The sequence below is a fragment of the Nonomuraea sp. NPDC004354 genome, assembly GCF_053602555.1.
In genome coordinates this window covers 141,660-162,964 of sequence record NZ_JBSGDV010000004.1, presented here as the reverse complement: position 1 = coordinate 162,964, position 21,305 = coordinate 141,660, and the positions used below count along the sequence as shown (strand labels likewise).

Below are 21,305 nucleotides of genomic sequence, written 5' to 3'. Positions count from 1 at the left end.
AGACACATCGTGACGCTGGATTTCACCCCCGACGAGCTGCTGAGCACGACCCGCGCCGTGCGTAAGCGCCTGGACCTCACCCGCCCGGTGCCGCGCGAGCTGATCGAGGAGTGCGTGGACCTGGCTGTGCAGGCACCGACCGGGCGAAACCGGCAGCGCTGGCACTTCATGGTCGTGACCGAGGCCGAGCAGCGGCGGGCCGTGGCCGACATCTTCCTGCGCGCCCTGCCGCTGGCCACCGGGCAGCCGCTGACCGAACGCGACGTGCGGCGGATGAACTACCATTCCGGCTCCACCGAGCGGGTCTTCGACGGCCTGCGCCACCTGGCCGACAACATCCACCGGGTGCCCGCGTTCGTCATCCCGGGCGTGGAGGGACGCACCGACCACGCCCCGGTGGCCGTGCAGGCGGGGGCGTGGGGATCGATCCTTCCGGCCGTGTGGAGTTTCATGCTGGCAGCCCGGGCGCGCGGCCTGGGCACTGTGTGGACCACTGCACAGGGACCGCTCGAACGCGAACTGGCCAAGGTGCTCGGCGTGCCGTACGAGGAGGTCATGCTGGCGGCGTTCATCCCGCTGGCCTTCACCCTCGGTACCGACTTCAAGCCCGCTCCCCGCATCCCGCGCAAGGAGGTCCTGCACTGGGAACGGTGGTGAGCACGGCGGCAACAGGCTGGCCAGAACCGCCTGCGCACGATGGCAGCCGCCCCCGGACGCATCACAACCTCCAACCGCCGGCTGGAGCCCCACCATGCCCACGCTCGAATGCACCCTCGTCAAATCGTCAGGCTGGACCCGCGCGCCGACCTGCCCGACGGCACGACACCGAAATACGGGCCGCTGGAAGCGATCGCCCGCAACAAGATCAACCGGCAGAAGATCCACACCCAGTGGGCGGACATGACCCGGGTCGCAGGATCGCTGGTGACCAACCAGGTGCGCGCCTACGACCTGCTGCGCATGTTCGCCCGAGGCGGGCGCCCGACCCCGCTCGGGCAAGCGTTCGCCGAGTACGGCCGCATCGACAAGACCCTGCACCTGCTGCACATGCCGCTTGACCTGGATGGATAGAGATTTCGGCAGGCACACTGCCGCCGATCCGGCTGCATGATCTCCGGCATGGTGCGGCGTCGTTGATGCTGGCTGCTGGTGTGGAGATCAAGGTGGTGCAGGAGACGCTGGGACACACCTCGAGCGCATTCACCGCTGACACGTACACGTCGGTTTTCCCGCAGGTGGCGATGGCGGCGGCGGAGAAGACCGCGGCGCTGTTGCTCGGTGACAACGAAGGCCGAGGCGTTCTGCGGCAGCTTCGCGTGTAGCGAGAGGGAGAGGCTGGGCCGGGGGAGATGACGGCTTCGTTCCGCTGGAATCGCGGCGGAACGGGGCCGTTCGTCATGTGGCAGGGGTGGTGAGTGCGGTGATGAACGGCATGGTGATCATGGTGTGTACAGGATTGGTACGGGGGAGCACGGTAGGAGCACGGATAGCCCAGAACTATGTTCCGTACGACTGTCATGGTACATGTTTCCGCAGGTCAGCACCATGATCAAAGCGCGCCCTGCAGGATTCGAACCTGCGACCGTCGGATTAGAAGTCCGGTGCTCTATCCAGCTGAGCTAAGGGCGCTCCCGCCTAATTGTGCATGATCCTGGGAGTGTGCACGTACTCGATTCTCCACGCCGTGCGCATCCCGCCTCCTACCTGCAGTCCCGGTAGTCGCTCCGTGCGCTGTTGTACGAGCACGAGTCGATCAGTCTGCCGGACGGGTCGCGCAGGTAGGCGATGTCCTTGTCGTTGTTCCAGACGTAGGCGCGCCGCCCCCAGTACGACGTGGACGCGGTGTCGCGGCCCTGTCCGGTGCGGAGGATGAGTTGCTGGCCCGGGTTCAGGGCGGCGTCGGGTGCGAACGTGTACCTGTAGCCGGTCTTGTCGTGGATGGTCCAGTCTGCCAGTTCGATGGGCTTGCGGGTGGTGTTGCGGATCGTGACGTACTCGCCGTTGATCGAGGCGTTGCTGCGTCGGTCGACGCCGGGGGAGTCGTAGTAGACCTTGGTGATCTGCACCGTGGGGGCCGCCGATGCGGGGCCGAGGGTGGTGGCCGCGGCGAGGAGGACGGTCAGGGGGAGTGACATGCGGGCTCCTTTCCCGAGTTGCTGAGGGGACGGCTGAGCCGTGGGGGAGGTTCACGGCGTGTGGTCGTTGACTCACGTGGTGAAGGATGAGTCGAGGGTCACGACACGGTTAATGTCCGAAAACCCCAGGCGGGGGGCGTACATAAAGGGCTAAGGTGTCGTGGCATGGTCGCGACGGTCCTGCATGAGATTCCGCTGCAGGGCGGGGACGTGACGGACGGAGTGGTGCGAATCGGCGAGACGGTCCGCAGGCCCACCTGCCGGTCCAGCCCCGCCGTGCACGCTCTGCTGCGCCACCTGGAGGCGGTCGGGTTCGCGGGCGCGCCCCGGTTGAAGGGGGTCGACGCCGCCGGCCGCGAGATCATCACCTTCGTTCCCGGTACGGCGGGCCTGACCGCCGAGAACGCCGGCGACCGGGCACTGGAGCGGCTGGCGCGGCTGCTGCGCGACTTCCATGACGCGACGGCGGGCTTCCCGCTGGCCGGGCACCGCTGGGAGGGCGGGTCGAACGACGACGCCGCTCCCGAGGTGATCGGGCACTGCGACCTGACCCCCGCCAACGTGATCTTCAGGGGTGACCGGCCCGTAGCGTTCATCGACTTCGATCTCGCGCGGCCGACGACGAGGCTGTTCGACGTGGTCACGACGGTGCGCCACTGGGCGCCGATCGCCGACCCGGTCGACCGGCATCCGTTGCTGCGCCAGGCCGACGTGGGGGCACGGCTGCGGCGCTTCTGCGACGCGTACGGCCTGCCGCCCCGCGAGCGCCGGCGCCTGATCCCGCTGGCGCGGCTGCGGTTCGGACGCTCGTACGAGGTGATGCGGACACGTGCGGCCGAGGGCGGCGGCTGGGCGCGGATGTGGGCGGACGGCGCCGGCGAGCGCATCCGGCGGGCGGCGGCATGGCTCGACACCCACGAAGATGAGGTGCATGCACATCTCGTCTAGGTCCGCGGGGATCGCGCTCGGGGTTCTCGTGGACGCCGCCGTGGGTGACCCGCGGCGTGGTCATCCTGTCGCCCTGTTCGGCCGGGCCGCCGCGGCGCTGGAGAAGCGGCTGTACGGCGACGCCAGACCCAACGGGGTGGCGCATGTCGCGATCTGTGTGGGGAGCACGACGGGGCTGGGCCTGCTGACGCGATGGGCGGGCGCCGCGCTCAGCCGGTCGCGACCGTCCGGAGGCCGGGGGACGCGCGCGGGCGGGAGGCGCCCGTCCGGAAGCCGGGGGACGGACGTGGGCGGGACGCACCCGTCCGCGCGGTGGGCCGCGGTGGACGGCCCGGCGGGGGGCGCGGGCCGGTGGCTGGTGGAGACGGGGCTGACGGCGGCCGCCACCTGGGCGGTTCTCGGCGGCACCACGCTCGCCCGCGAGGGTGTCCACATGGCCGAAGCGCTCGAAGCCGACGACCTCGCCGCCGCCAGGGCCCGCCTGCCGCACCTGTGCGGCCGGGACCCGCGCGGCCTGGAGGCCCCGGAACTGGCCAGGGCCACCGTCGAGTCGCTGGCCGAGAACACCTCCGACGCCGTCGTCGCGCCGCTGTTCTGGGGCGCCGTCGCGGGTGTGCCGGGCCTGCTCGCCTACCGCACGGTCAACACGCTCGACGCCATGGTCGGTCACCGCTCGCCGCGGTACGAGCGGTTCGGCTGGGCCGCCGCCAGGCTCGACGACGTGGCCAACTACGTCCCGGCCAGGATCACCGGGCTGCTGGCCGTACTCGCCGCTCCTGACCGGCGGCGGGCCCTGCGGGTGCTGCTGAGGGACGGCCACCGGCACCCCAGCCCGAACGCGGGCAGGTGCGAGGCCGCGTTCGCCGGGGCGCTGGAGGTGACGCTGGGCGGCACCAACGTGTACGGCTCCCGCGTCGAGCACCGCCCGGAGATGGGAGACGGACCGAAGCCGGAGGTGCGGGACATCCGCAGGGCGGTGCGGCTGACCAGGACCGTGGGCCTCACCGCGGCGGCCGTCGCCGTGCTTGTTCCAGCGCTCTGGCCGCGTCGCGCTCGGAGAACCCCCGCGCCATGAGCGTGATCGCGCCCGACCACCCTGGGCGGGATGGGCGCGTACACGCCGGTGACCAGGGAGCCCGCAGTGACGGATGTCACATCATGTGCCAAGGGGGGCGACACGGGCGTTCGCGCGGGGCCGCTACGGTGGCCTGGTGAAGGGTGCGCTGCTGGTCGCGGGGACCACGTCGGATGCGGGCAAGAGCGTGGTGACGGCGGGCATCTGCCGCTGGCTGGCCAGGCAGGGCGTGCGGGTCGCGCCGTTCAAGGCGCAGAACATGTCGCTGAACTCCTTCGTCACCGCCGACGGCGCGGAGATCGGCCGGGCGCAGGCGATGCAGGCCCAGGCGGCCGGCCTGGAGCCCGTCGCGGACATGAACCCGATCCTGCTGAAGCCCGGCAGCGACCGCCGCAGCCAGGTCGTGCTCATGGGCAGGCCGCTGACCGACGTCGACGCGATGGAGTACGGCGCGCTCAAGGACTTCCTCCGGCAGCGGGCGCTGGAGTCCTTCGAGCGGCTGCGCGCGGCCTACGACGTGGTGGTCTGCGAGGGCGCAGGCAGCCCCGCCGAGATCAACCTCAGGCGCGGCGACATCGCCAACATGGGCCTGGCCAGGGCCGCGAACCTGCCCGTCGTCGTGGTGGGCGACATCGACAGGGGCGGCGTGTTCGCCGCCTTCTACGGCACCGTGGCGCTGCTGTCGCCCGAGGACCAGGCGCTCGTGTCCGGCTTCGTGGTCAACAAGTTCAGGGGCGCGGTCGAGCTGCTCCAGCCGGGGCTCGACACGTTGCGCGGGCTGACCGGCCGCCAGGTGTACGGCGTGCTGCCCTGGCTCGACGGGTTGTGGCTGGACGTCGAGGACTCCCTCGCGCTCGACAGCCGTCCGGCGGCGAGCGGGCGGCCACACGGCAGGCAGACGCTGCGCGTGGCCGTGGTGAGGCTGCCGCGCATCTCCAACTTCACCGACCTCGACGCGCTGGCGAGCGAGCCCGGCGTGCTGGTCAGGTTCGTCACCACGCCCGCCGAGCTCGACGACGCCGACCTGGTCGTCCTGCCCGGATCGAAGGCGACGGTCTCCGACCTGGCGTGGCTGCGTTCGACGGGGCTGGCCGACGCGCTGGTGGCCAGGAGCCTGCCGATCCTGGGCATCTGCGGCGGTTACCAGATGCTCGCGCGGGAGATCGTGGACGAGGTGGAGTCGAGAGCGGGACGGGTGAGAGGGCTCGGGTTGCTGCCTGTCCGGGTGACGTTCGGCGAGGACAAGCGCCTGGCCAGGCCCACGGGGCAGGCGTACGGCCATGCGGTGTCGGCCTACGAGATCCACCACGGCGTCGCCACGGTGGAGGGCGGCGAGCCGTTCCTCGACGGGTGCACGGTGGGGGCGGTGTGGGGGACGACCTGGCACGGCGCGCTGGAGAACGACGGCTTCAGGCGGGCGTTCCTGGCGGAGGTGGCGGAGCGGGCGGGCCGTGACTTCGTCCCGGCGCCGGACGTGTCGTTCGCGCGGCTGCGGGAGGAGCGGCTCGACGCGCTGGGCGACCTGGTCGAGCGACACCTCGACACGGACGCCCTGGTCCGGCTGATCGACAAGGGGGCGCCGGAGGTCCCGTTCCTGCCCCCTGGCGCCTGACCGGCGTCTCGTTCCTGCCCTCTGGCGCCTGGCCGGGGTCTCGTTCCTGCCCTCTGGCGCCTGGCCGGGGTCCCGTTCCTGCCTGGTGTCCGACCCGGGGTCCGTTCCCGCTCCCTGGTGGCCGGCCGTCCGGGTCAGTGGCCGGCGATGAGCGTCTTGAGCAGGACGAGGATCAGTCCGAGCAGGAGGTTGGCCACTCCCGACCAGAGGATCACCGCCTTGCTGGAGTGGATGGTGACCGCCGCCGCGACGGCCCAGATGACCTGGCTCGCCACCGCCACTCCCAGCGCCATCCACGCCGCGACCGTGTCGGACATGCCGAACGTGGAGGCGAAGGCGGCGGCCGTGGCCGGCGGGAAGGAGGCCTGCGCGAGCGGCCATTCCTCCCTGGCGACCCTGCGCAGGTTGGCCCAGGTGAGGGTCTTGACGTGGGCCACGACCTCGGCGTAGACGTGCGCGAGCCAGAACACGATGCCCGTGCAGATCAGCAGGACGATCAGGTCCTCCGCCGGGGCCGGCTGGTGGTCGGTGGCGGAGCCGACGACCACGGAGGCCGCCAGGAGCGAGCCGTACACGGCGCCGGCGAGCTCCGCCCGCCCCGGCGCCGCAGCCATCTCGTGCGCGTTCATGACAGCAGTCTCCTTCACGCCCGCCCGGTCGCCCCCGCCAGGCGCGCCGTCGCGGCGCACGTCACGGGCAGTCCCGCCGGGCGCGCGGCGCAGGTCACGCGGGCAGGCCGGGTGTGCGGCGCAGGTCATGCGGGCAGGCCGGGCGTGCGGCGCAGGTCATGCGGGCAGGCCGGGCGCTTGGCGCGGGTCACGCGGCAGGCCCGCCGCCGGCCGGCCGAGCACCTCGGCGACCGCGCCCGACGGCGCGGGCACCGGCCGGCGTCGCCGGGCCCTCAGGCCTCCTGCAGCCGGAGGGCGTGGGGCGTGTCGGCGAAGAAGCGGACGCTCGTGACGGTCTCGCGGGCGCCGAGCGGCCTCGTGACGGTGATCGGCGCGGCCAGTTCGACGACGACGTTGGTCTGGGAACCGACGGCGACGCTGAGCCGCCCGCCCGCGACGTGGATCATGCCGGTCTCGTTGTAGTTGCGCGACACCCGTACCGAGGTGATCAGCTCGCGCGGGATCCGCAGGTCGAAGTAGGCGCCGAAGCGGACGCGCAGCTCCTCGTCGGTCACGACGTGCGGCCTGGTGACGCAGGCCGCGGCGAAGGCCAGCGCGAACAGGATGCCGTACAGGTCGAGCACCAGCACGGTCACGCGTACCGCCGTTGGCACGTCCAGGGCGGCCAGCAGCAGGTCGATGCCGACCGTCTCGACGACCATCACGAAAAGCATGATCATCAGAGTCGTCGACTGCTCCTTCGAGTACGGCACGGCCCTGGCTCCCGGGGGCACGCCGTGGCGCCGCCTGGCGACCCACAGGAACAGGCTGGCCATGCCGCTCAGCTCGAACTCCAGCAGTTTGCGTACCTTGACGGGCACCAGCGCGTCGACGGTGTCCCGCAGCGCCGCCCGCCGGTCGGCCCCCGCGCCGCGCGCCGTCCGGTAGAGCCGGTAGGCGGTCACGGCCTCCAGCGCGAGGACGCCTGCCACGACCGCTTCCGTGGCCACCATCACCGGCGTGGGCAGCGGGACACCCGAGACGAGCAGGACCGCGAGCAGTAACTCGGCGGGGATGGCGGTGTAGAGCGCCGCGCGGGCCAGCCGGAGCATCACACCCGTCCCTTCACCGTCTCGATGAGCAGCCTGAACACCTCGACCTGCGCGGGCGTCATCCCGTCCCGCACCATGTCCAGCCATGTCGTACCGTCGGGCTCCGCGTGCTCGAGCATCGGCCGCACCAGGCCCTCGGGCAGGTGGTCGGCCAGGTCGCGGGCCAGCGCCGCCAGGCGTCCGTCGTCGAGGGGGACGTCGGCCAGCTCGTCGAGGCGCCGGTAGAGCTCGTGGCTGCGTCGCAGCGCGGCGGGTTCGGTGAGCGGCCGGATCAGGTCGACGAACTCGGCGCTGACCGCGGGGTCGGCCACGTTGCTCATCAGGGTGAGCAGCTCGCGGTCGAGCCTGGCGAAGGCCGACTCCTCGGGGATGAGGTCGCGCAGCACCGCCGTCATGTCGGGCGGAGCGACGGAGTCGGGGTGCAGCTCGGTGTCGGCGAGCAGGACGGCCAGCCGTTCGCGTCTGGCCGTGATCGCCGCCTGCTGCCGCGCGAGGTCGGCGTCGAGCTCCTGGAGGACCTCGCGCAGGTCCTTGCCCTGGTCGTCGGCCAGCACGTCGCGCAGCTCGTCCAGCGACATGCCGAGCGCGGCCAGCTGCCTGATGCGCGAGAGGAGCACGGCGTCCCTCAGCCGGTACTCCCGGTAGCCGTTGGTCAGGCGTTCGGGTTCGGGCAGCAGCCCCAGATGGTGGTAGTGGCGCACGGTCCTGGTCGACACCCCCACGAGGGAGGCGAGCTCTCCGATCCGCATGCGGTCATTACACACGTTGCCGTTACGTCAAGGTCAAGCTTTGGGTCTTGCCGGTGGTGGGAGGCGGGCTTACGATCCGATCAAACTCTTAGGAAACTTTCTTAAAAGAAAGATCCCTCGCATGCGCAGATCGCCGATCGTGCTGCTCGTCGTCCTCATCGCCGTCGCGCTCGGCGCCGTTCCGGCAGGCGCCGCGGCGCGCCTGACCGCCACCTTCGGGCTGTCGGGCACCACCGGGAAGTTCGTCGTCGCCAACCCCGGCACCACCGCCGTCACCGGCTGGTCGATCGTCTTCGACCTGCCGCCGGGCGTGACCGCGAGCAACCCGCAGCACGCCACCCTCACGCAGAACGGCACCAGGGTGACGCTGACCCCGGCCTTCTACATCAACACCGTCCAGGCGGGCAGGAACACCGAACCCTACAGCCCGGCCTTCACGCTGAGCTCGGCCGTCCAGCCGGCCTCGTGCACGATCAACGGCGCCAACTGCGACGGCAGCGGCCCCGAACCGCCCGCCCCGCCGCCCGTCGGCGCCACCTACACGGTGACCGGCACCTCGGCGAAGGTCGTGGTGGCCAACAACTCCACCACGGCGCTGAACGGCTGGACGATCGTCTTCGACCTGCCCGCGGGGGTGACCGCGAGCAACGCCCAGCACGCCTCGCTCGCCCAGGACGGCCGCACGGTCACGCTGACGCCCGCCCACTACAACACCACCGTGGCCGCGGGCGCGACGACCGAGCCCTACAGCCCGACGTTCACCGTCAGTACGGCAGGCGCCGAGCCCACCTCCTGCCGGATCAACGACGTGAACTGCGACGGCACCCCCGACGCGCCGCCGGGAGCCCCCGGCAACCTGCGCGTGACGGTCAAGACCACCAAGACCGTCTCGCTGGCCTGGGACGCCGCCCGGCAGGGCAGCCTGCCCATCGTCGGCTACGTGCTGTCCAACGGCACCGAGGTCACCGGCACCACGGCGACCGTGACCGGTTTGACGCCCAACACCGCCTACACCTTCACCGTCAAGGCCAAGGACCGCAAGGGCACGCTGTCGGCGGCCGGCACTCCGGTGACCGTGACGACCAACGACCCGGCCGACGACACGCAGCCGCCGACCGCCCCCGGCAGCCCGCGCAGCACCGGCAAGACCTCCTCCAGCGTCACCCTCACCTGGACCGCCTCCACCGATGACAAGGGCGTGGCAGGCTACGACGTCTACACCGGCACCACGCCGGCCACCAGCGTCACCGGCACGACAGCCACCGTCGGCGGCCTGTCGCCCTCGACGGAGTACACCTTCACCGTCAGGGCGCGCGACCTGTACGACAACCTCTCGCCCGCCAGCGTCCCGGTCACCGTGACCACCGCCGACATCGTGGAGAGCGGCTACGCCCGGGTCGGCTACTTCGTCCAGTGGGGCATCTACGGCAGGCAGTACTTCGTCCGCAACCTCGACACCAGCGGCGCGGCGGCCAAGCTCACCCACATCAACTACGCCTTCGGCAACGTCGACCCGGTCAACCTGACCTGCCTGCAGGGTGTCACCAAGGGCACCACGCAGAACCCGCAGGACCCGAACCAGGGTGACGGGGCGGGTGACGCCGACGCCGACTACGGCAGGCCGTTCAGCGCGGCGCAGTCGGTCGACGGCGTGGCCGACACCGGGTGGGAGAAGCTGCGCGGCAACTTCAACCAGCTCAAGAAGCTCAAGGCCAAGCATCCGCACCTCAAGGTGCTGATCTCGCTCGGCGGCTGGACCTACTCCAAGTACTTCTCCGACGTGGCCGCCACCGACGCCGCGCGCAGGAAGTTCGTCAGCTCGTGCGTCGACATCTACATCAAGGGCAATCTGCCCGTCGCCGGCGGCGCGGGCGGGCCAGGCACGGCGGCGGGCGTCTTCGACGGCATCGACCTGGACTGGGAGTGGCCCGGCGCCGAAGGGCACCCCGGCAACCACGTCAGCCCGAACGACAAGGCCAACAACACGCTGCTGATCGCCGAGTTCCGCCGCCAGCTCGACGAGCTGACCAGGCAGACCGGCCGGCGCTACCAGCTGACCGCCTTCACCCCGGCCGACCCCGCCAAGATCGCGGCGGGCTGGGACCTGCCGCAGGTCGCCAAGCACCTGGACATCTTCAACGTCCAGGGCTACGACTTCCACGGCGCGGGCAGCGACAACTCCTGGGAGCCCAACCGCACCGGCCACCAGGGCAACCTCCACCTCGACACCGACAGCCCCTACAACCCCGACTTCAGCGTCGAGAAGGCGATCGACGTCTACCTGGCGGCGGGGGTGCACCCGCGCAAGCTCACCATCGGCCTGGCCTACTACGGGCGCGGCTGGCAGGGCGTCGCCGACGGCGGCAAGGCGGGGGAGTGGCAGTCGGCGACCGGTGCCGCGCCCGGCCAGTTCGCCGAGGAGGCGGGCACGCGCGGCTACGCCAACCTGGTCGCGAGCGTGCCGAACTGCACGGTGCGGCATGACGAGCAGGCCGTGGCCACGTCGTGCTTCACCGGCGACGGCGGCCAGTGGTGGTCTTTCGACGACGTCTGGTCGATCGGCAGGAAGACCGCCTGGCTGCGGAGCAGGAACCTGCTCGGCGCGATGGTCTGGGAGATGTCGGGGGACACCGGCGTCCTCACCGGCGCCCTGGACGCCGGGCTGAGGTAACCGGGCGGCGATACGGCTTGCGTCTCAAGCGGGGGCGCGAGCCGTATCAGCATGTGGACATTGTCCTTACCTACAATTTCGGTAGGTTATGGTGGTTTTCACCCGAACCCCCGCAATGAAGGGCGATCTCCCCATGGCTACACGCGTCACAGCGGCAGTGCTCCTCGCCGTCACGGGACTTCTCGCGGGCTGTGGCGGGACCGCGGAGCCGACGGCCAAGGCAGCGGCCGCGCCGGGCCGGCCGGTCCACGGCGGCACGCTGACCTATCTCGAGCACCAGCCGCCGAGCTGCCTCTACCTGCCGGCGGCCGGGTTCTATCCGAACGGCGGGCTGCTCAACCAGCTCACCGACAAGCTGACCTGGCAGAACCCCAGGACCCTCGAGATCGAGCCGTGGATCGCCACCAAGTGGGAGATCAACGACGACGCGACCGAGTACACCTTCCACCTGCGTGACGGCGTGACCTTCAGCGACGGCAGCCCGCTCGACGCGAGCGCCGTGGCCGCCAACTTCGACGTGTACGGCAAGGGCGACGCCAAGCTCAAGCTGCCGCCCGCCGAGTTCGTCAACAACTACGCGCGCAGCGAGGTCCTCGACGCCAGGACGGTGAGGTTCCACTTCGACAAGCCCTCGCCCGGCTTCCTGCAGGGCACCTCGGTCATCGGGGCGGGGCTGGTGTCGAAGAAGACCATCGGCCTGCCGTACGAGGAGCAGTGCCAGCTGAAGAACGTCATCGGCTCCGGCCCCTTCACCGTCGCCCATCAGGTCGTGGACAGGCAGATCGACCTCAAGGCCCGCAAGGACTACAACTGGGCGCCCGCGTCGTCCGAGCACCAGGGCCGCGCCTACCTCGACGAGATCAAGATCATCGTCACGCCCGAGGACAACGTCAGGGTCGGCGCGCTCACCAGCGGCCAGGCCGACTTCGTCCGCTACGTCCAGGCCTACGACGAGCAGACGGTCAAGAGCGCGGGCTTCACCCTCTACGCCGAGCCGACCAGAGGCGTCAACAACGGCCTGTACCTGCGGCCCGCCAACAGCATCCTGAGCGACCTCAAGGTCCGCAAGGCGCTGCAGAAGGGCACCGACGTCAAGGAGGTCGTGGACACCCTGTTCACGCCCAGCTACCCGGCGGCGACCTCGGTGCTCAGCCACCTCGCGCAGGGCTACGTGGACCTGTCGAAGGAGCTCGCCTTCGACCCCGACGGCGCCAACGCGCTGCTCGACTCGGCCGGATGGAAGCGCGGCGCCGACGGCGTCCGCGAGAAGGACGGCGTGAAGCTCCAGCTCGGCGTCTTCGTCTCCCTGCCGCAGCCGCTGTCGAAGCAGACGCTCGAACTCGTCGCCCAGCAGTGGGCCAAGCTCGGGGTGAAGCTCGAGGTGCGCCCCGGCGACGCCGGCACCCTCGCCGTCGACATCAAGAACGCCGAGAAGACGGCCGTCAGCCACAGCATGGTGGGCCGCGCCGACCAGGACGTCATCAAGAGCCAGTTCCACAGCGAGAACCGCGACGTGATCCTGTCCCAGGACAAGCAGCTCGACCGGCTCCTGGAGGAGGAGTCGGCGCTGGCCGTCCCGGGCGAGCGCGACAAGAAGGTCGCCGAGATCCAGCGCTACCTCGTCGAGCAGGCCTACGCGATCCCGCTGTTCGAGGAGCCCCAGGTGTACGGCGGCGCGCCCAACGTGCACGGCGTCGCCTTCGAGGCGGTCGGCCGGCCGAGCTTCTACTCGGTGTGGAAGTCATGAGGGTGGTCGTCATGAGGTGGACGTCATGAGGGTGGACGTCATGAGGAAGGCAGGGCAGGCGGCCCTCGTCCTGTGGGCCGCCTTCACCGCCTCCTACGTGCTGCTCCAGCTCCTGCCGGGCGACGCGATCCTGATCAAGTTCCAGAACCCCGAGCTCGGCCTGTCTCCCGAGCAGATCGCCCGGATCAGGGAGTACTACGGCAGCGACGGCCCGGCCGCCTACCTGCACACGCTGCTCGGCTTCCTGCGCGGCGACTTCGGCTACTCCATCGACACCGGCATGCCCGTGGTCGAACGGCTGGCCGAGGCGCTGCCCGCGACGGCCGAGCTGGCCGGGCTCGGGTTCGCGCTCGCGCTGGTGCTGGCCGTGGCGATCGCGTTCGCCTCCAGCCACCGCCTGCTGGCCTGGCTGCGAGAGGTGCCCTCGCTGTTCGTCGCCGTCCCCGTGTTCTGGGTGGGCATCCTGCTGATCCAGGTTTTCTCCTTCCGGCTGAAGCTGGTGCCGGTCATCGGCGGCAGCGAGGTCCAGCAGCTCGTCCTGCCCGTCCTCACGCTGGCCGTGCCGATCTGCGCGCCGATCGCCCAGGTGCTCGCACGCGGCATCGACCACGCCGCCACCCAGCCGTTCGTCCAGGTGGTGGCCGCCAAGGGGGCCTCACGCCGGTGGATCCTGTGGCGGCACGTCGCACGCCACGCGATGCTGCCGACGCTCACGATGGCCGGCCTGACCTTCGGCGAGCTGATCGCGGGATCGGTCATCACCGAGACCGTGTTCGGCAGGAACGGCGTCGGCAGGCTCACCGAGCAGGCCGTCAGCGCCCAGGACACTCCTGTGCTGCTTGCCGTCGTGGTGCTGGCCGCGACCGTGTTCGTGCTGGTCAACCTGATCGTCGACCTGCTCTTCCCGATCCTTGATCCGAGGCTGAGATGATCAGATGGCTGGTCGTCGCCGTCGTCCTGCTGTGGGCGGCGGTGCCGGGACTGTTCACCGGGCACGACCCGATCGCCGGCGTGCCCGCCGAGAAGCTGCTGCCGCCGAGCGCCGAGCACTGGTTCGGCACCGACGCCGTCGGCCGGGACCTGTTCGCCCGCGTCGTCCACGGCGCGGTGCACTCGCTGTCGGGCGCGTTCGTCGCGGTGGCCGTCGGGCTCGTGCTCGGCACGCTGCTCGGCCTGCTCGCCGGCTCGATCGGCGGCCTCGCCGACACGGTCGTCATGCGCGTCGTCGACGTGCTGCTGTCGGTGCCGGGCCTGCTGCTCGCGCTGACCGTGATCATCCTGCTCGGTCCCGGCACGGTGAACGTCGCCCTCGCGGTCGGCATCGGCTCGGTCGCGACCTTCGCCCGGCTGGCCCGCGCGGAGGTCGTCAGGACCAGGAGGGCCGACTACGTGGAGGCCGCCTTCGGCAGCGGCGGGCGCCTCCCGCAGGTGCTGTGGCGGCACGTGCTGCCCAACTCGCTCGGACCCGTCATCGCCCTGGCGGCGCTGCAGTTCGGCGTGGCCATCCTCGCCATCTCCACGCTCGGCTTCCTCGGGTACGGCGCCGAGCCGCCCACCCCCGAGTGGGGCCTGCTCATCGCCGAGGGCCGCAACTACCTGGCGACCGCCTGGTGGCTGACCACCCTGCCCGGAGCAGTCGTCGTGGCCGTGGTGCTCGCCGCGGGCCGGATCAGCAGGAGGCTCGATGAGCTTGCTCGACGTGCGTGACCTGGTCGTCTCGTACGGCAGGCGCCGTACGGTCCACGGCGTCTCCTTCACCGTCGAGCCCGGCGAGGTCGTCGCGGTGGTCGGCGACTCGGGGTCGGGCAAGACCACCACGGCGCACACCATCCTGGGCCTGCACCCCGCCGACAGCGGGCAGATCCTGCTGAACGGCACCGACATCGCCCGCTGGTCGGCCAAGCGCATGCGAACGGTACGTGGCGCCCAGATCGGCCTCGTGCCCCAGGACCCCGGCAACTCGCTCAACCCGGTCAAGACGGTCGGCGCGCAGATCGGCGAGACGCTGCGCGTCCACCGGCGCGGCGACCGGAGAGCCATCAGCAACCGCGTCGCCGAGCTGCTGGTCAGGGTCGGCCTCACCGAGGCGCACGCTTCGCGCTACCCGCACGAGCTGTCCGGCGGGATGCGCCAGCGCGTCCTCATCGCCGCGGCGATCGCGCTGCGCCCGCAGCTCGTCATCGCCGACGAGCCCACCAGCGCTCTCGACGCCACCGTGCAGCGGCGCGTCCTGGACCTCATCGACGACCTGCGCGCCGAGTTCGGCACGGCGGTGCTGCTGGTCACCCACGACCTCGCCATGGCGGCCGGCCGTTCCGACCGGGTCGTGGTGATGCGGGACGGCCGCGTCGAGGAGCAGGGCCCGGCCGCCACGCTCGCCTACACCCGGCGCGTGCTCACGGCGGCGGAGCGGCCGTTCAAGGCCGCCGACCCGGCGGCGCCCGTCGCCGTGGCGGCCACCGGGCTGGTGAAGACCTACGGCGACGTCCGGGCGGTCGACGACGTCTCCTTCGAGGTACGGCAGAGCACCACCCACGCGCTGGTGGGGGAGTCGGGCTCGGGCAAGACCACCACCGCCCGCATGATCGCCAGGTTCGTCACACCCACCTCGGGCGCCGCCAGGGTCGCCGGAGCGCCCGAGCGGGGGCGCGACTTCCGCAGGCACGTCCAGCTCGTCTACCAGAACCCCTACGCCTCGCTCGACCCCCGCCAGACCGTCCGGCGCGTCATCGAGGAGCCGCTGCGCAACTTCGCGCTCGACGGCTCGGCCGCCGACCTGCTCGAGCGCGTGGGACTGCCCGCCGACCTGCTCACCCGCAGGCCGCGCGAGCTGTCGGGCGGCCAGCGGCAGCGGGTGGCCATCGCCAGGGCGCTGGCGGTCTCGCCCCGGCTGCTGGTGCTCGACGAGGCCGTCTCCGCGCTGGACGTCAGCGCCCAGGAGCAGATTCTCGACCTGCTGGAAAGTCTCCAGCGCGAGCTGGGCATCACCTACCTGTTCATCTCCCACGACCTGAAGGTCGTGCGGCAGATCTCGCACACCGTCTCCGTCATGAACAAGGGAAAGATCGTGGAATCCGGAACGACCGAGGAGGTCTTCACCAGACCTCGGCACGCCTACACCCGCGAGCTGCTCGCGGCGATCCCGGAGCCGGTCCGATGAGCCGCAGACGGCTGGGCTTCTTCACGCGTCTGCTCGACCAGGCCGGCCCGGCCGAGCGGTACGAGCTGGCCGCGGCGCAGATCGCCCACGCCGAGGCCAACGGGTTCGACTCGGCGTGGGTGGCCCAGCACCACTTCAGCGAGAGCGAGGGCGGCCTGCCCGCGCCCCTGGTCCTGCTCGCCTCCGTCGCGGCCAGGACCAGCAGGATCAGGCTCGGCACCGGCATCATCACGCTGCCGCTCGAACACCCGGTACGGGTGGCCGAGGACACCGCCGTCCTCGACCTGCTGTCCGGCGGGCGCCTGGAGGTCGGCGTCGGCAGCGGAGGCACCGCCTCGTCCTTCGCCGCCTTCGGCCACGACAGCGCCGACCGCTCGGCCATCTACGCCGAACACCTGGCGGTTCTCGTGAACGCCTGGTCGGGCGGCGACCTGGGCGGCGGCAACCACCTCTACCCCGCCGCGCCCCGGCTGCTCGGCGCCATCTGGGAGGCCACCTTCTCCGTCGGCGGCGGGGAGCGGGCCGGCCGCGCGGGCAACGGCCTGATGCTGTCGCGCACCCAGCCGCGCGCCGAGGGCGTCACCCTGGCGCAGGTGCAGAAGCCGATCGTGGACGCCTACTACGACAACCTGCCACCCGGTACGGCTCCGCGTATCGCCGCCTCGCGCACCGCGTTCGTCGCCGACTCCAGGGACGAGGCCCTGCGCCACGCCGAGGAGGGTATCGCCAGGGCCGCCCGGCAGTCGCCTGAGCTGGCCGCCTTCCTGTGGGCCGACACGCACGTGGGCACCCCGGACGAGGTGATCGCGAGCCTGCGCGCCGACACCACCCTCGACCGGGTGACCGACCTGGTCTTCCAGGTGCACTCGGCGGATCCGCCGCACCCTCTCATCCTCCGCTCGATCGAGCTGCTGGCCACCAAGGTCGCGCCCGCGCTCGGCTGGACCCCTTCGGAGCAGGCATGACCGACATCATCGACCAGCTGGTGGGCGTCGACCCGGGATCCCGGCTCGACGTGCTGCGCAGGCGCCGCCCGGACGCCCGCGCGTACGCCCAGCGCACCTACGAGGCGCTGTTCGTGCCGTCGTTCGAGCTGCGGGCGCAGGCCGCGCCCGGCGCCGCGCCGACCTCGCCCTCCGCCGTCCCGGTGTCGCCCTCCGCTGTCCCGGTGTCGCCCTCCGCTGTCCCGGCCTCGCCCTCCGCGACGGCGGAGGCGGCCGGGGGCGCCACGCTCGGGCGGGGCGTGAGCGAGGTCGGACTGGAGGAGGTGACACCGGCCGAACGGCACGCCGTCGCCGCCTTCGTCGCGGGCCTGCACCGGCACGAGGCCGTCACCGCCCACTACGCCGCCGCGCTTGAGCCCGACCTGGCCAAGCGGATCGCCGCGCAGGCAGAGGCGGGCAGGGCGAGCGGCCCCTACGGGCACTACCGCGAACCCGAGCTGGCCCACGAGAACGTCGAGGGGCTCCGCTTCCGGGCCGAGGAGGTCGACGGCAGGCTCGCCGCCGCCCTGGAGCACGCCCACCTGCTGGTGTTCCGCCCGAGGGAGGCCGGCCCTGAGGCGCTGGAGCGGCTGCGCGAGGCCGGCTGGTCCACCACCGGGATCGTCACGCTCTCGCAGCTGGTCGGCTTCCTCACCTTCCAGATCCGTGTCGTCACCGCGTTGGGAGCGCTCGCGTGAAGTTCACCCAGGACCACCTCGGCTGGAAGCCGTGGATCGAGCCGCTGGCCGAGGACGAGCTGACCGAGGAGCACAGGCAGGCGCTGGTCGACCGGGCCAGGGCCGCCTCGCCGTACTTCCGGCTGCTCGCCCGTGACCCGCGCGTCCTGCACGCGCGCACGAGGACCGACAACGACATCTTCGCCAACGGCGACGGCGGTCTGCCGCGCGCCGAGCGGGAGCTGGCCGCGACGGTCACCTCCCGCCACAACGGATGCGTCTTCTGCGCCTCCGTCCACGCCCGCTTCGCCGCCCATTACTCCAAGCGGGAGGGCGACGTCCAGCGCGTGCTCGACGAGGGTGTGGAAGCCGAGCTCGACGGCCGGTGGCGGGCGATCGCCGACGCCGCCGTCGCGCTGACCGCGACCCCGCCGCGGGCGGACGTCGCGGCCCTGCGCGAGCAGGGGCTCGACGACCTGGCCATCAGCGACGCCCTGCACGCGACCGCCTTCTTCAACTGGGCCAACCGGCTCATGCTTTCCCTGGGAGAACCCGATGAGTCTTGATCACCTGGTGTACGCCGTTCCCGACCTGGCGAAGGGGGTGGCCGAGTTCACCGAGCGGACCGGCATCGCCCCGGTGAAGGGCGGCTCGCATCCCGGCGGCACCGCCAACTACCTGGTAGGGCTCGGGCCCACCGCCTATCTGGAGATCATCGGGCCCGATCCCGAGGTGCCGGGCGCCCGGCCGAGGGCGTTCGGGCTGGAGACGCTGACCGAGGCGCGGCTGGCCGCGTGGGCGATCCACGCCGACGACATCGACCGCACGGTGGCGCTGGCCCGCGAGCGCGGGTACGACCCGGGCGAGGTGCAGCCGCTGTCGCGCCGCACACCCGACGGGACGTTGCTGGAGTGGCGGCTGACCCGCTTCGACTCTCCCGCGGCCGTCCGGCCGGTGCCGTTCCTCATCGACTGGGGGACGACGCGGCACCCCGCGGCCTCCGGGCTGCCCCAGCTCACGCTGGTGTCGTTCACGGCCGTCACGCCCGACGTCGCGGCCCTGCGAGCCGAGCTCGAGGCGGTGGGCGCGGCCGTCGACGTGGAGGAAGGACCGGCGGCCGGGCTGCGGGCCGTCCTGGACACCCCCGAGGGAAAGGTGACGCTGGCGTGAGCGGCCTGCGCGAGTACCTGTCTCAGAAGCGGGCCGCGCTGCTGGCCAGGCGGGCGGCGCAGCCGGGCGGACCGGTGCCGCTGCGGGCGAGCGTCACCGCCGAGGGCCGCAGCGGGGTGCGCAGGATCAGGATCAGGGACTTCCAGATCCTCAGCGACAGCGGGCCCGACTTCGCGGGATACGACCTCGGGCCTGGCTCTCCCGAACTGCAGGCCGGAGTGCTCGGCAGCTGCGTGACCCACATCTTCCTGATCAAGGCGGCCGAGCTGGAGGTGCCGCTCGACGCGCTGTCGGTGGAGGTGGAGGCGGAATACGATCCGCGCGCCCAGGCGCCCGGCACCACCGACGTCCCGGTGTACCCGCAGAACTTCCGCTACGAGGTGCGGATCGACTCGCCCGCCTCCGACGACGACCTCGCGCGGCTGCACGCCGAGGTGGAGCGGGTGTGCCCGATCCTCAACCTGATCCGCCACCCGCAGGAGATCAAGGGACAGGTGGTGCGGGCGGGCTAACTCCCGCCGGGACGGTTGTCGGCGACCCAGTCGTCGATGATCTCCCACTGGTCGTAGAGCCACCTGATGCGGTCCTGGCGTGACGCGGGGATCTCGGCGGCCGGGACGCGCCACCAGCGCGCCCTGATGCGGGTGCTCACCGGCAGCCGGTGCCACACGTCGCCGATCGTGACGAGGTCGTCCAGCCCGGTGTGCGCGACGAACACCACGTCGGCCGCCGGGCACGCCTCGATCGCGGCGATCGCCCCGCCCGGCCGGGGCGGCAGCAGGTGGTCGAGGGCGGCGGCCCGCTTCGCCTCCTCCGTCAGGCCCTTCTCCTCCAGCCGCCTGATCGCCAGACGGCGGCGGCGCGGGGTGAAGTTGCCGCCCTCGGGGAAGATCACCAGAGCGTCGTCGGCGTCCATGGTGGCCGCCAGGCGCCGGATCTCGTCGATGATCCCGAGCGAGCCCCTCCTGCCGGGGACGAAGGCGTTGGGCAGGCGGTTGACGACCACGTCGAGCGACGGGTCGAACTGCAGGGCCGCCTTCATGACGATCCTCGGCCGCCGCCGGTAGCGGTCGAGCAGGTGGTGGACCAGGAGGAAGGAGTCGCCGGGGCCGGCGTGCCGCGACAGCACGATCACCGGGCCGGTCGGCCGTAGGTCGCCGGGGGGCTCGTCGATCTCCACGCGCAGCCGGAAGACGCGCACCGCCACGCCGTACAGGCGGGACAGGAACCAGTGGATGAGCTGGTAGTGGCGCTCCTGGTGGCGGTCACGGTGCAGGCGCCCGCCGAAGCCGGCCGCCACCCACAACCCCAGGCACGCCACCAGCACCCCGCACTCCAGCACCAGCCACGAGACCCCGAACCACAGGAAGCGGACCCCGCGCCGCTGCGGCGGCGGCAGCCGCAGAGAGGCGGCGGTGACCACCGCCAGCCACAAGGGCAGCGTGACGACGGCCGCCACGGCCAGCACGATCAGCAGGGGCACCAGCACGAGCCTGCGGACGAAACGAGGAGGCACACCTCATCCGACCACGCCCGCCAGGTAGCGGGAAGAGGCGGTGTAGGCCCGCTCGATGGAGCGGGAGATCTGCGACAGATCCCGGTAACGCAAGGGGGAGACGGGGGCGTCGAGGCCCGTGGGCAGCACGTGCACCTCCACCGAGCTGGGCAGCGCGGCCATCTCCTCGGCGAAGCGGTGCCTGCGCGCGATCTCGAAGGCCACCATCCCTACCTCCCACGGGCGCCTGGGCGCCGCCAGCGGCCGCTCGATCCTGCCGACCTGCAACACGAACACCCTGCCCGCGCCCAGCCGGACGGCCCTGCCGACGGGAATGCTGTGCACCAGCCCGCCGTCGACGTAGTGCTCGTCGCCGATCCGCACGGGCGGCAGCAGCCCGGGGACGGCGCAGCTGGCCAGCACGGCCTCCACCAGCGGCCCTTCGGCGAACCAGTGGGCGCTGGCCCGCTCGATCGAGGCCGCCACGCACTGGAAGGGGACGGGCAGCTCCTCGATGAGCGCCACGCCGACCAGATCGGTCAGCAGCCGCCGGAGCGGCGCGATCGGGTGCACGTGCGTGCCGGTCCTGGCGAGCGTGGACAGCTGCCGCATCCACGAGCCCGAGAACGCGGTGCGCGCGACGTCGGAGCGCCACAGCCGGGTCAGCCGCTCGACGGCGTCGGACGGCGAGGCGGACAGCAGCACGCCGTTGAGCGCGCCCACCGACGTGCCGACGACCAGGTCGGGCCGGATCCCGGCCTCGTCGAGCGCCCGGAGCATGCCCACCTCGTGCGCCCCGAGCACTCCACCGCCGCCGAGCACGAACGCTGTCCTCACAACCCCGTATCATCGCCTAGCCTGGCTGCCTCTGGCCGCACCGGGCCGGGGTCCGTAAAGTTCTCGGGAGGAGGGTGGCGTCCGCATGCTGAAGCTGCTTGTCGTACTACTGCTGATCATCCTGGTGGTGCTCGTGCTCATGATGATCAGACGGCGTCCCGCGCCGCCCGCGCGGCCGCCCAAGGACAGCCCTCGCGAGATACTCAAGCGCCGCTACGCCGCGGGCGAGATCGACGAGGACGAGTACCTCCGCCGGATGTCGGGCCTCAACCAGGACTGGTGACTCACGCCGGCGCAGGACCGCCCGGCCGGCGGCCCTGCCAGGC

At 71.7% G+C, this 21,305-nt stretch carries 21 protein-coding genes, 1 tRNA gene and 2 pseudogenes; 17 read left to right on the top strand and 7 right to left on the bottom strand.

Features of this window, described 5'->3' with window-relative positions:
* The first annotated feature begins 9 nt into the window (after positions 1 to 9).
* The 3 genes and pseudogenes from ACWENQ_RS15500 to ACWENQ_RS15490 all read left to right on the top strand — a co-directional run.
* Positions 10 to 657 carry a nitroreductase family protein gene (locus ACWENQ_RS15500; RefSeq protein WP_452414662.1) on the top strand — a complete coding sequence of 216 codons (648 nt, stop codon included), beginning with the start codon at positions 10 to 12 and terminating at the stop codon, positions 655 to 657.
* 141 nt (positions 658 to 798) lie between these two features.
* Positions 799 to 1,044: pseudogene (locus ACWENQ_RS15495) on the top strand (Tn3 family transposase); the annotation flags it as partial.
* 35 nt (positions 1,045 to 1,079) lie between these two features.
* Positions 1,080 to 1,322, top strand: a pseudogene (locus tag ACWENQ_RS15490) (tyrosine-type recombinase/integrase); the annotation flags it as partial.
* 233 nt (positions 1,323 to 1,555) lie between these two features.
* On the opposite strand, the gene ACWENQ_RS15485 reads toward ACWENQ_RS15490, so the two are convergent.
* Positions 1,556 to 1,629 (bottom strand) — tRNA-Arg (locus ACWENQ_RS15485).
* Between the two features lie 71 nt (positions 1,630 to 1,700).
* On the bottom strand, positions 1,701 to 2,135 hold the full coding sequence (locus tag ACWENQ_RS15480) for a lamin tail domain-containing protein (protein ID WP_452414661.1): 435 nt from the start codon (positions 2,133 to 2,135) through the stop codon (positions 1,701 to 1,703).
* A 165-nt stretch (positions 2,136 to 2,300) separates the two neighbouring features.
* On the opposite strand from ACWENQ_RS15480, the gene ACWENQ_RS15475 reads away from it, so the two are divergent.
* The 3 genes from ACWENQ_RS15475 to ACWENQ_RS15465 all read left to right on the top strand — a co-directional run bounded on the left by ACWENQ_RS15475 (position 2,301) and on the right by ACWENQ_RS15465 (position 5,770).
* Complete coding sequence (locus ACWENQ_RS15475) at positions 2,301 to 3,083, top strand: phosphotransferase enzyme family protein (protein ID WP_449919391.1); 783 nt, start codon at positions 2,301 to 2,303, stop codon at positions 3,081 to 3,083.
* Positions 3,067 to 4,158, top strand: coding sequence for a cobalamin biosynthesis protein (locus ACWENQ_RS15470; protein WP_452414659.1), 1,092 nt, complete (start codon positions 3,067 to 3,069; stop codon positions 4,156 to 4,158). Before ACWENQ_RS15475 ends, ACWENQ_RS15470 begins: the two co-directional genes overlap by 17 nt.
* 136 nt (positions 4,159 to 4,294) lie before the next feature.
* Positions 4,295 to 5,770 (top strand): cobyric acid synthase, encoded by a 1,476-nt coding sequence (locus tag ACWENQ_RS15465; protein WP_452414657.1) that lies wholly within the window; start codon positions 4,295 to 4,297, stop codon positions 5,768 to 5,770.
* A gap of 134 nt (positions 5,771 to 5,904) precedes the next feature.
* On the opposite strand, the gene ACWENQ_RS15460 is transcribed toward ACWENQ_RS15465, so the two are convergent.
* From ACWENQ_RS15460 to ACWENQ_RS15450, 3 genes are all read right to left on the bottom strand, one after another.
* The gene (locus ACWENQ_RS15460; protein WP_354915169.1) at positions 5,905 to 6,399 is read right to left on the bottom strand and encodes a hypothetical protein; all 495 of its coding nucleotides are present in this window, start codon (positions 6,397 to 6,399) and stop codon (positions 5,905 to 5,907) included.
* Between the two features lie 272 nt (positions 6,400 to 6,671).
* Positions 6,672 to 7,493, bottom strand: a complete 822-nt coding sequence (locus ACWENQ_RS15455) for a hypothetical protein (protein ID WP_452414656.1) — start codon at positions 7,491 to 7,493, stop codon at positions 6,672 to 6,674.
* Positions 7,490 to 8,239, bottom strand: coding sequence for a MerR family transcriptional regulator (locus tag ACWENQ_RS15450; protein ID WP_452414655.1), 750 nt, complete (start codon positions 8,237 to 8,239; stop codon positions 7,490 to 7,492). The genes ACWENQ_RS15455 and ACWENQ_RS15450 overlap by 4 nt, the downstream gene beginning before the upstream one ends.
* A 121-nt stretch (positions 8,240 to 8,360) precedes the next feature.
* Here ACWENQ_RS15450 and ACWENQ_RS15445 point away from each other — a divergent pair, with 121 nt between their 5' ends.
* The 10 genes from ACWENQ_RS15445 to ACWENQ_RS15400 all read left to right on the top strand — a co-directional run bounded on the left by ACWENQ_RS15445 (position 8,361) and on the right by ACWENQ_RS15400 (position 19,159).
* Positions 8,361 to 10,910 (top strand): glycosyl hydrolase family 18 protein, encoded by a 2,550-nt coding sequence (locus tag ACWENQ_RS15445; protein WP_452414653.1) that lies wholly within the window; start codon positions 8,361 to 8,363, stop codon positions 10,908 to 10,910.
* Between the two features lie 133 nt (positions 10,911 to 11,043).
* Entirely contained in the window at positions 11,044 to 12,657 is a 1,614-nt protein-coding gene (locus ACWENQ_RS15440) for a TIGR04028 family ABC transporter substrate-binding protein (protein ID WP_452414652.1), read from the top strand.
* A gap of 25 nt (positions 12,658 to 12,682) precedes the next feature.
* Positions 12,683 to 13,588, top strand: a complete 906-nt coding sequence (locus tag ACWENQ_RS15435) for an ABC transporter permease (RefSeq protein WP_452414651.1) — start codon at positions 12,683 to 12,685, stop codon at positions 13,586 to 13,588.
* Positions 13,585 to 14,364: an ABC transporter permease gene (locus ACWENQ_RS15430; protein ID WP_449919412.1), complete on the top strand. Its 780-nt coding sequence runs from the start codon at positions 13,585 to 13,587 to the stop codon at positions 14,362 to 14,364. The genes ACWENQ_RS15435 and ACWENQ_RS15430 overlap by 4 nt, the downstream gene beginning before the upstream one ends.
* Positions 14,342 to 15,817, top strand: coding sequence for a dipeptide ABC transporter ATP-binding protein (locus tag ACWENQ_RS15425; protein WP_449919414.1), 1,476 nt, complete (start codon positions 14,342 to 14,344; stop codon positions 15,815 to 15,817). Before ACWENQ_RS15430 ends, ACWENQ_RS15425 begins: the two co-directional genes overlap by 23 nt.
* Positions 15,814 to 16,782, top strand: a complete 969-nt coding sequence (locus tag ACWENQ_RS15420) for a putative FMN-dependent luciferase-like monooxygenase (RefSeq protein ID WP_452414649.1) — start codon at positions 15,814 to 15,816, stop codon at positions 16,780 to 16,782. The genes ACWENQ_RS15425 and ACWENQ_RS15420 overlap by 4 nt, the downstream gene beginning before the upstream one ends.
* Positions 16,779 to 17,498, top strand: a complete 720-nt coding sequence (locus ACWENQ_RS15415; protein WP_452414648.1) for a CMD domain protein — start codon at positions 16,779 to 16,781, stop codon at positions 17,496 to 17,498. Before ACWENQ_RS15420 ends, ACWENQ_RS15415 begins: the two co-directional genes overlap by 4 nt.
* Positions 17,495 to 18,043, top strand: a complete 549-nt coding sequence (locus ACWENQ_RS15410) for an alkylhydroperoxidase domain protein (protein ID WP_449919422.1) — start codon at positions 17,495 to 17,497, stop codon at positions 18,041 to 18,043. Before ACWENQ_RS15415 ends, ACWENQ_RS15410 begins: the two co-directional genes overlap by 4 nt.
* Positions 18,033 to 18,647: a VOC family protein gene (locus ACWENQ_RS15405; protein ID WP_452414646.1), complete on the top strand. Its 615-nt coding sequence runs from the start codon at positions 18,033 to 18,035 to the stop codon at positions 18,645 to 18,647. The genes ACWENQ_RS15410 and ACWENQ_RS15405 overlap by 11 nt, the downstream gene beginning before the upstream one ends.
* Positions 18,644 to 19,159 (top strand): OsmC family protein, encoded by a 516-nt coding sequence (locus ACWENQ_RS15400; RefSeq protein ID WP_452414644.1) that lies wholly within the window; start codon positions 18,644 to 18,646, stop codon positions 19,157 to 19,159. Before ACWENQ_RS15405 ends, ACWENQ_RS15400 begins: the two co-directional genes overlap by 4 nt.
* On the opposite strand, the gene ACWENQ_RS15395 is transcribed toward ACWENQ_RS15400, so the two are convergent.
* Positions 19,156 to 20,163, bottom strand: a complete 1,008-nt coding sequence (locus tag ACWENQ_RS15395) for a 1-acyl-sn-glycerol-3-phosphate acyltransferase (protein ID WP_452414642.1) — start codon at positions 20,161 to 20,163, stop codon at positions 19,156 to 19,158. The genes ACWENQ_RS15400 and ACWENQ_RS15395 overlap by 4 nt on opposite strands.
* A gap of 3 nt (positions 20,164 to 20,166) precedes the next feature.
* Positions 20,167 to 20,979, bottom strand: coding sequence for a patatin-like phospholipase family protein (locus ACWENQ_RS15390; protein ID WP_449919429.1), 813 nt, complete (start codon positions 20,977 to 20,979; stop codon positions 20,167 to 20,169).
* A gap of 85 nt (positions 20,980 to 21,064) precedes the next feature.
* Here ACWENQ_RS15390 and ACWENQ_RS15385 point away from each other — a divergent pair, with 85 nt between their 5' ends.
* Positions 21,065 to 21,262: an SHOCT domain-containing protein gene (locus ACWENQ_RS15385; RefSeq protein ID WP_452414640.1), complete on the top strand. Its 198-nt coding sequence runs from the start codon at positions 21,065 to 21,067 to the stop codon at positions 21,260 to 21,262.
* The last annotated feature ends 43 nt before the right edge of the window (positions 21,263 to 21,305 follow it).

Coding starts and splice junctions, on each gene's coding strand:
- ACWENQ_RS15480 (WP_452414661.1), bottom strand. CDS start 2,135: ATGTCACTCCCCCTGACCGTCCTCCTCGCCGCGGCCACCACCCTCGGC.
- ACWENQ_RS15435 (WP_452414651.1), top strand. CDS start 12,683: ATGAGGGTGGACGTCATGAGGAAGGCAGGGCAGGCGGCCCTCGTCCTG.
- ACWENQ_RS15470 (WP_452414659.1), top strand. CDS start 3,067: ATGCACATCTCGTCTAGGTCCGCGGGGATCGCGCTCGGGGTTCTCGTG.
- ACWENQ_RS15445 (WP_452414653.1), top strand. CDS start 8,361: ATGCGCAGATCGCCGATCGTGCTGCTCGTCGTCCTCATCGCCGTCGCG.
- ACWENQ_RS15415 (WP_452414648.1), top strand. CDS start 16,779: ATGACCGACATCATCGACCAGCTGGTGGGCGTCGACCCGGGATCCCGG.
- ACWENQ_RS15450 (WP_452414655.1), bottom strand. CDS start 8,239: ATGCGGATCGGAGAGCTCGCCTCCCTCGTGGGGGTGTCGACCAGGACC.
- ACWENQ_RS15475 (WP_449919391.1), top strand. CDS start 2,301: ATGGTCGCGACGGTCCTGCATGAGATTCCGCTGCAGGGCGGGGACGTG.
- ACWENQ_RS15430 (WP_449919412.1), top strand. CDS start 13,585: ATGATCAGATGGCTGGTCGTCGCCGTCGTCCTGCTGTGGGCGGCGGTG.
- ACWENQ_RS15425 (WP_449919414.1), top strand. CDS start 14,342: ATGAGCTTGCTCGACGTGCGTGACCTGGTCGTCTCGTACGGCAGGCGC.
- ACWENQ_RS15420 (WP_452414649.1), top strand. CDS start 15,814: ATGAGCCGCAGACGGCTGGGCTTCTTCACGCGTCTGCTCGACCAGGCC.
- ACWENQ_RS15460 (WP_354915169.1), bottom strand. CDS start 6,399: ATGAACGCGCACGAGATGGCTGCGGCGCCGGGGCGGGCGGAGCTCGCC.
- ACWENQ_RS15405 (WP_452414646.1), top strand. CDS start 18,033: ATGAGTCTTGATCACCTGGTGTACGCCGTTCCCGACCTGGCGAAGGGG.
- ACWENQ_RS15385 (WP_452414640.1), top strand. CDS start 21,065: ATGCTGAAGCTGCTTGTCGTACTACTGCTGATCATCCTGGTGGTGCTC.
- ACWENQ_RS15440 (WP_452414652.1), top strand. CDS start 11,044: ATGGCTACACGCGTCACAGCGGCAGTGCTCCTCGCCGTCACGGGACTT.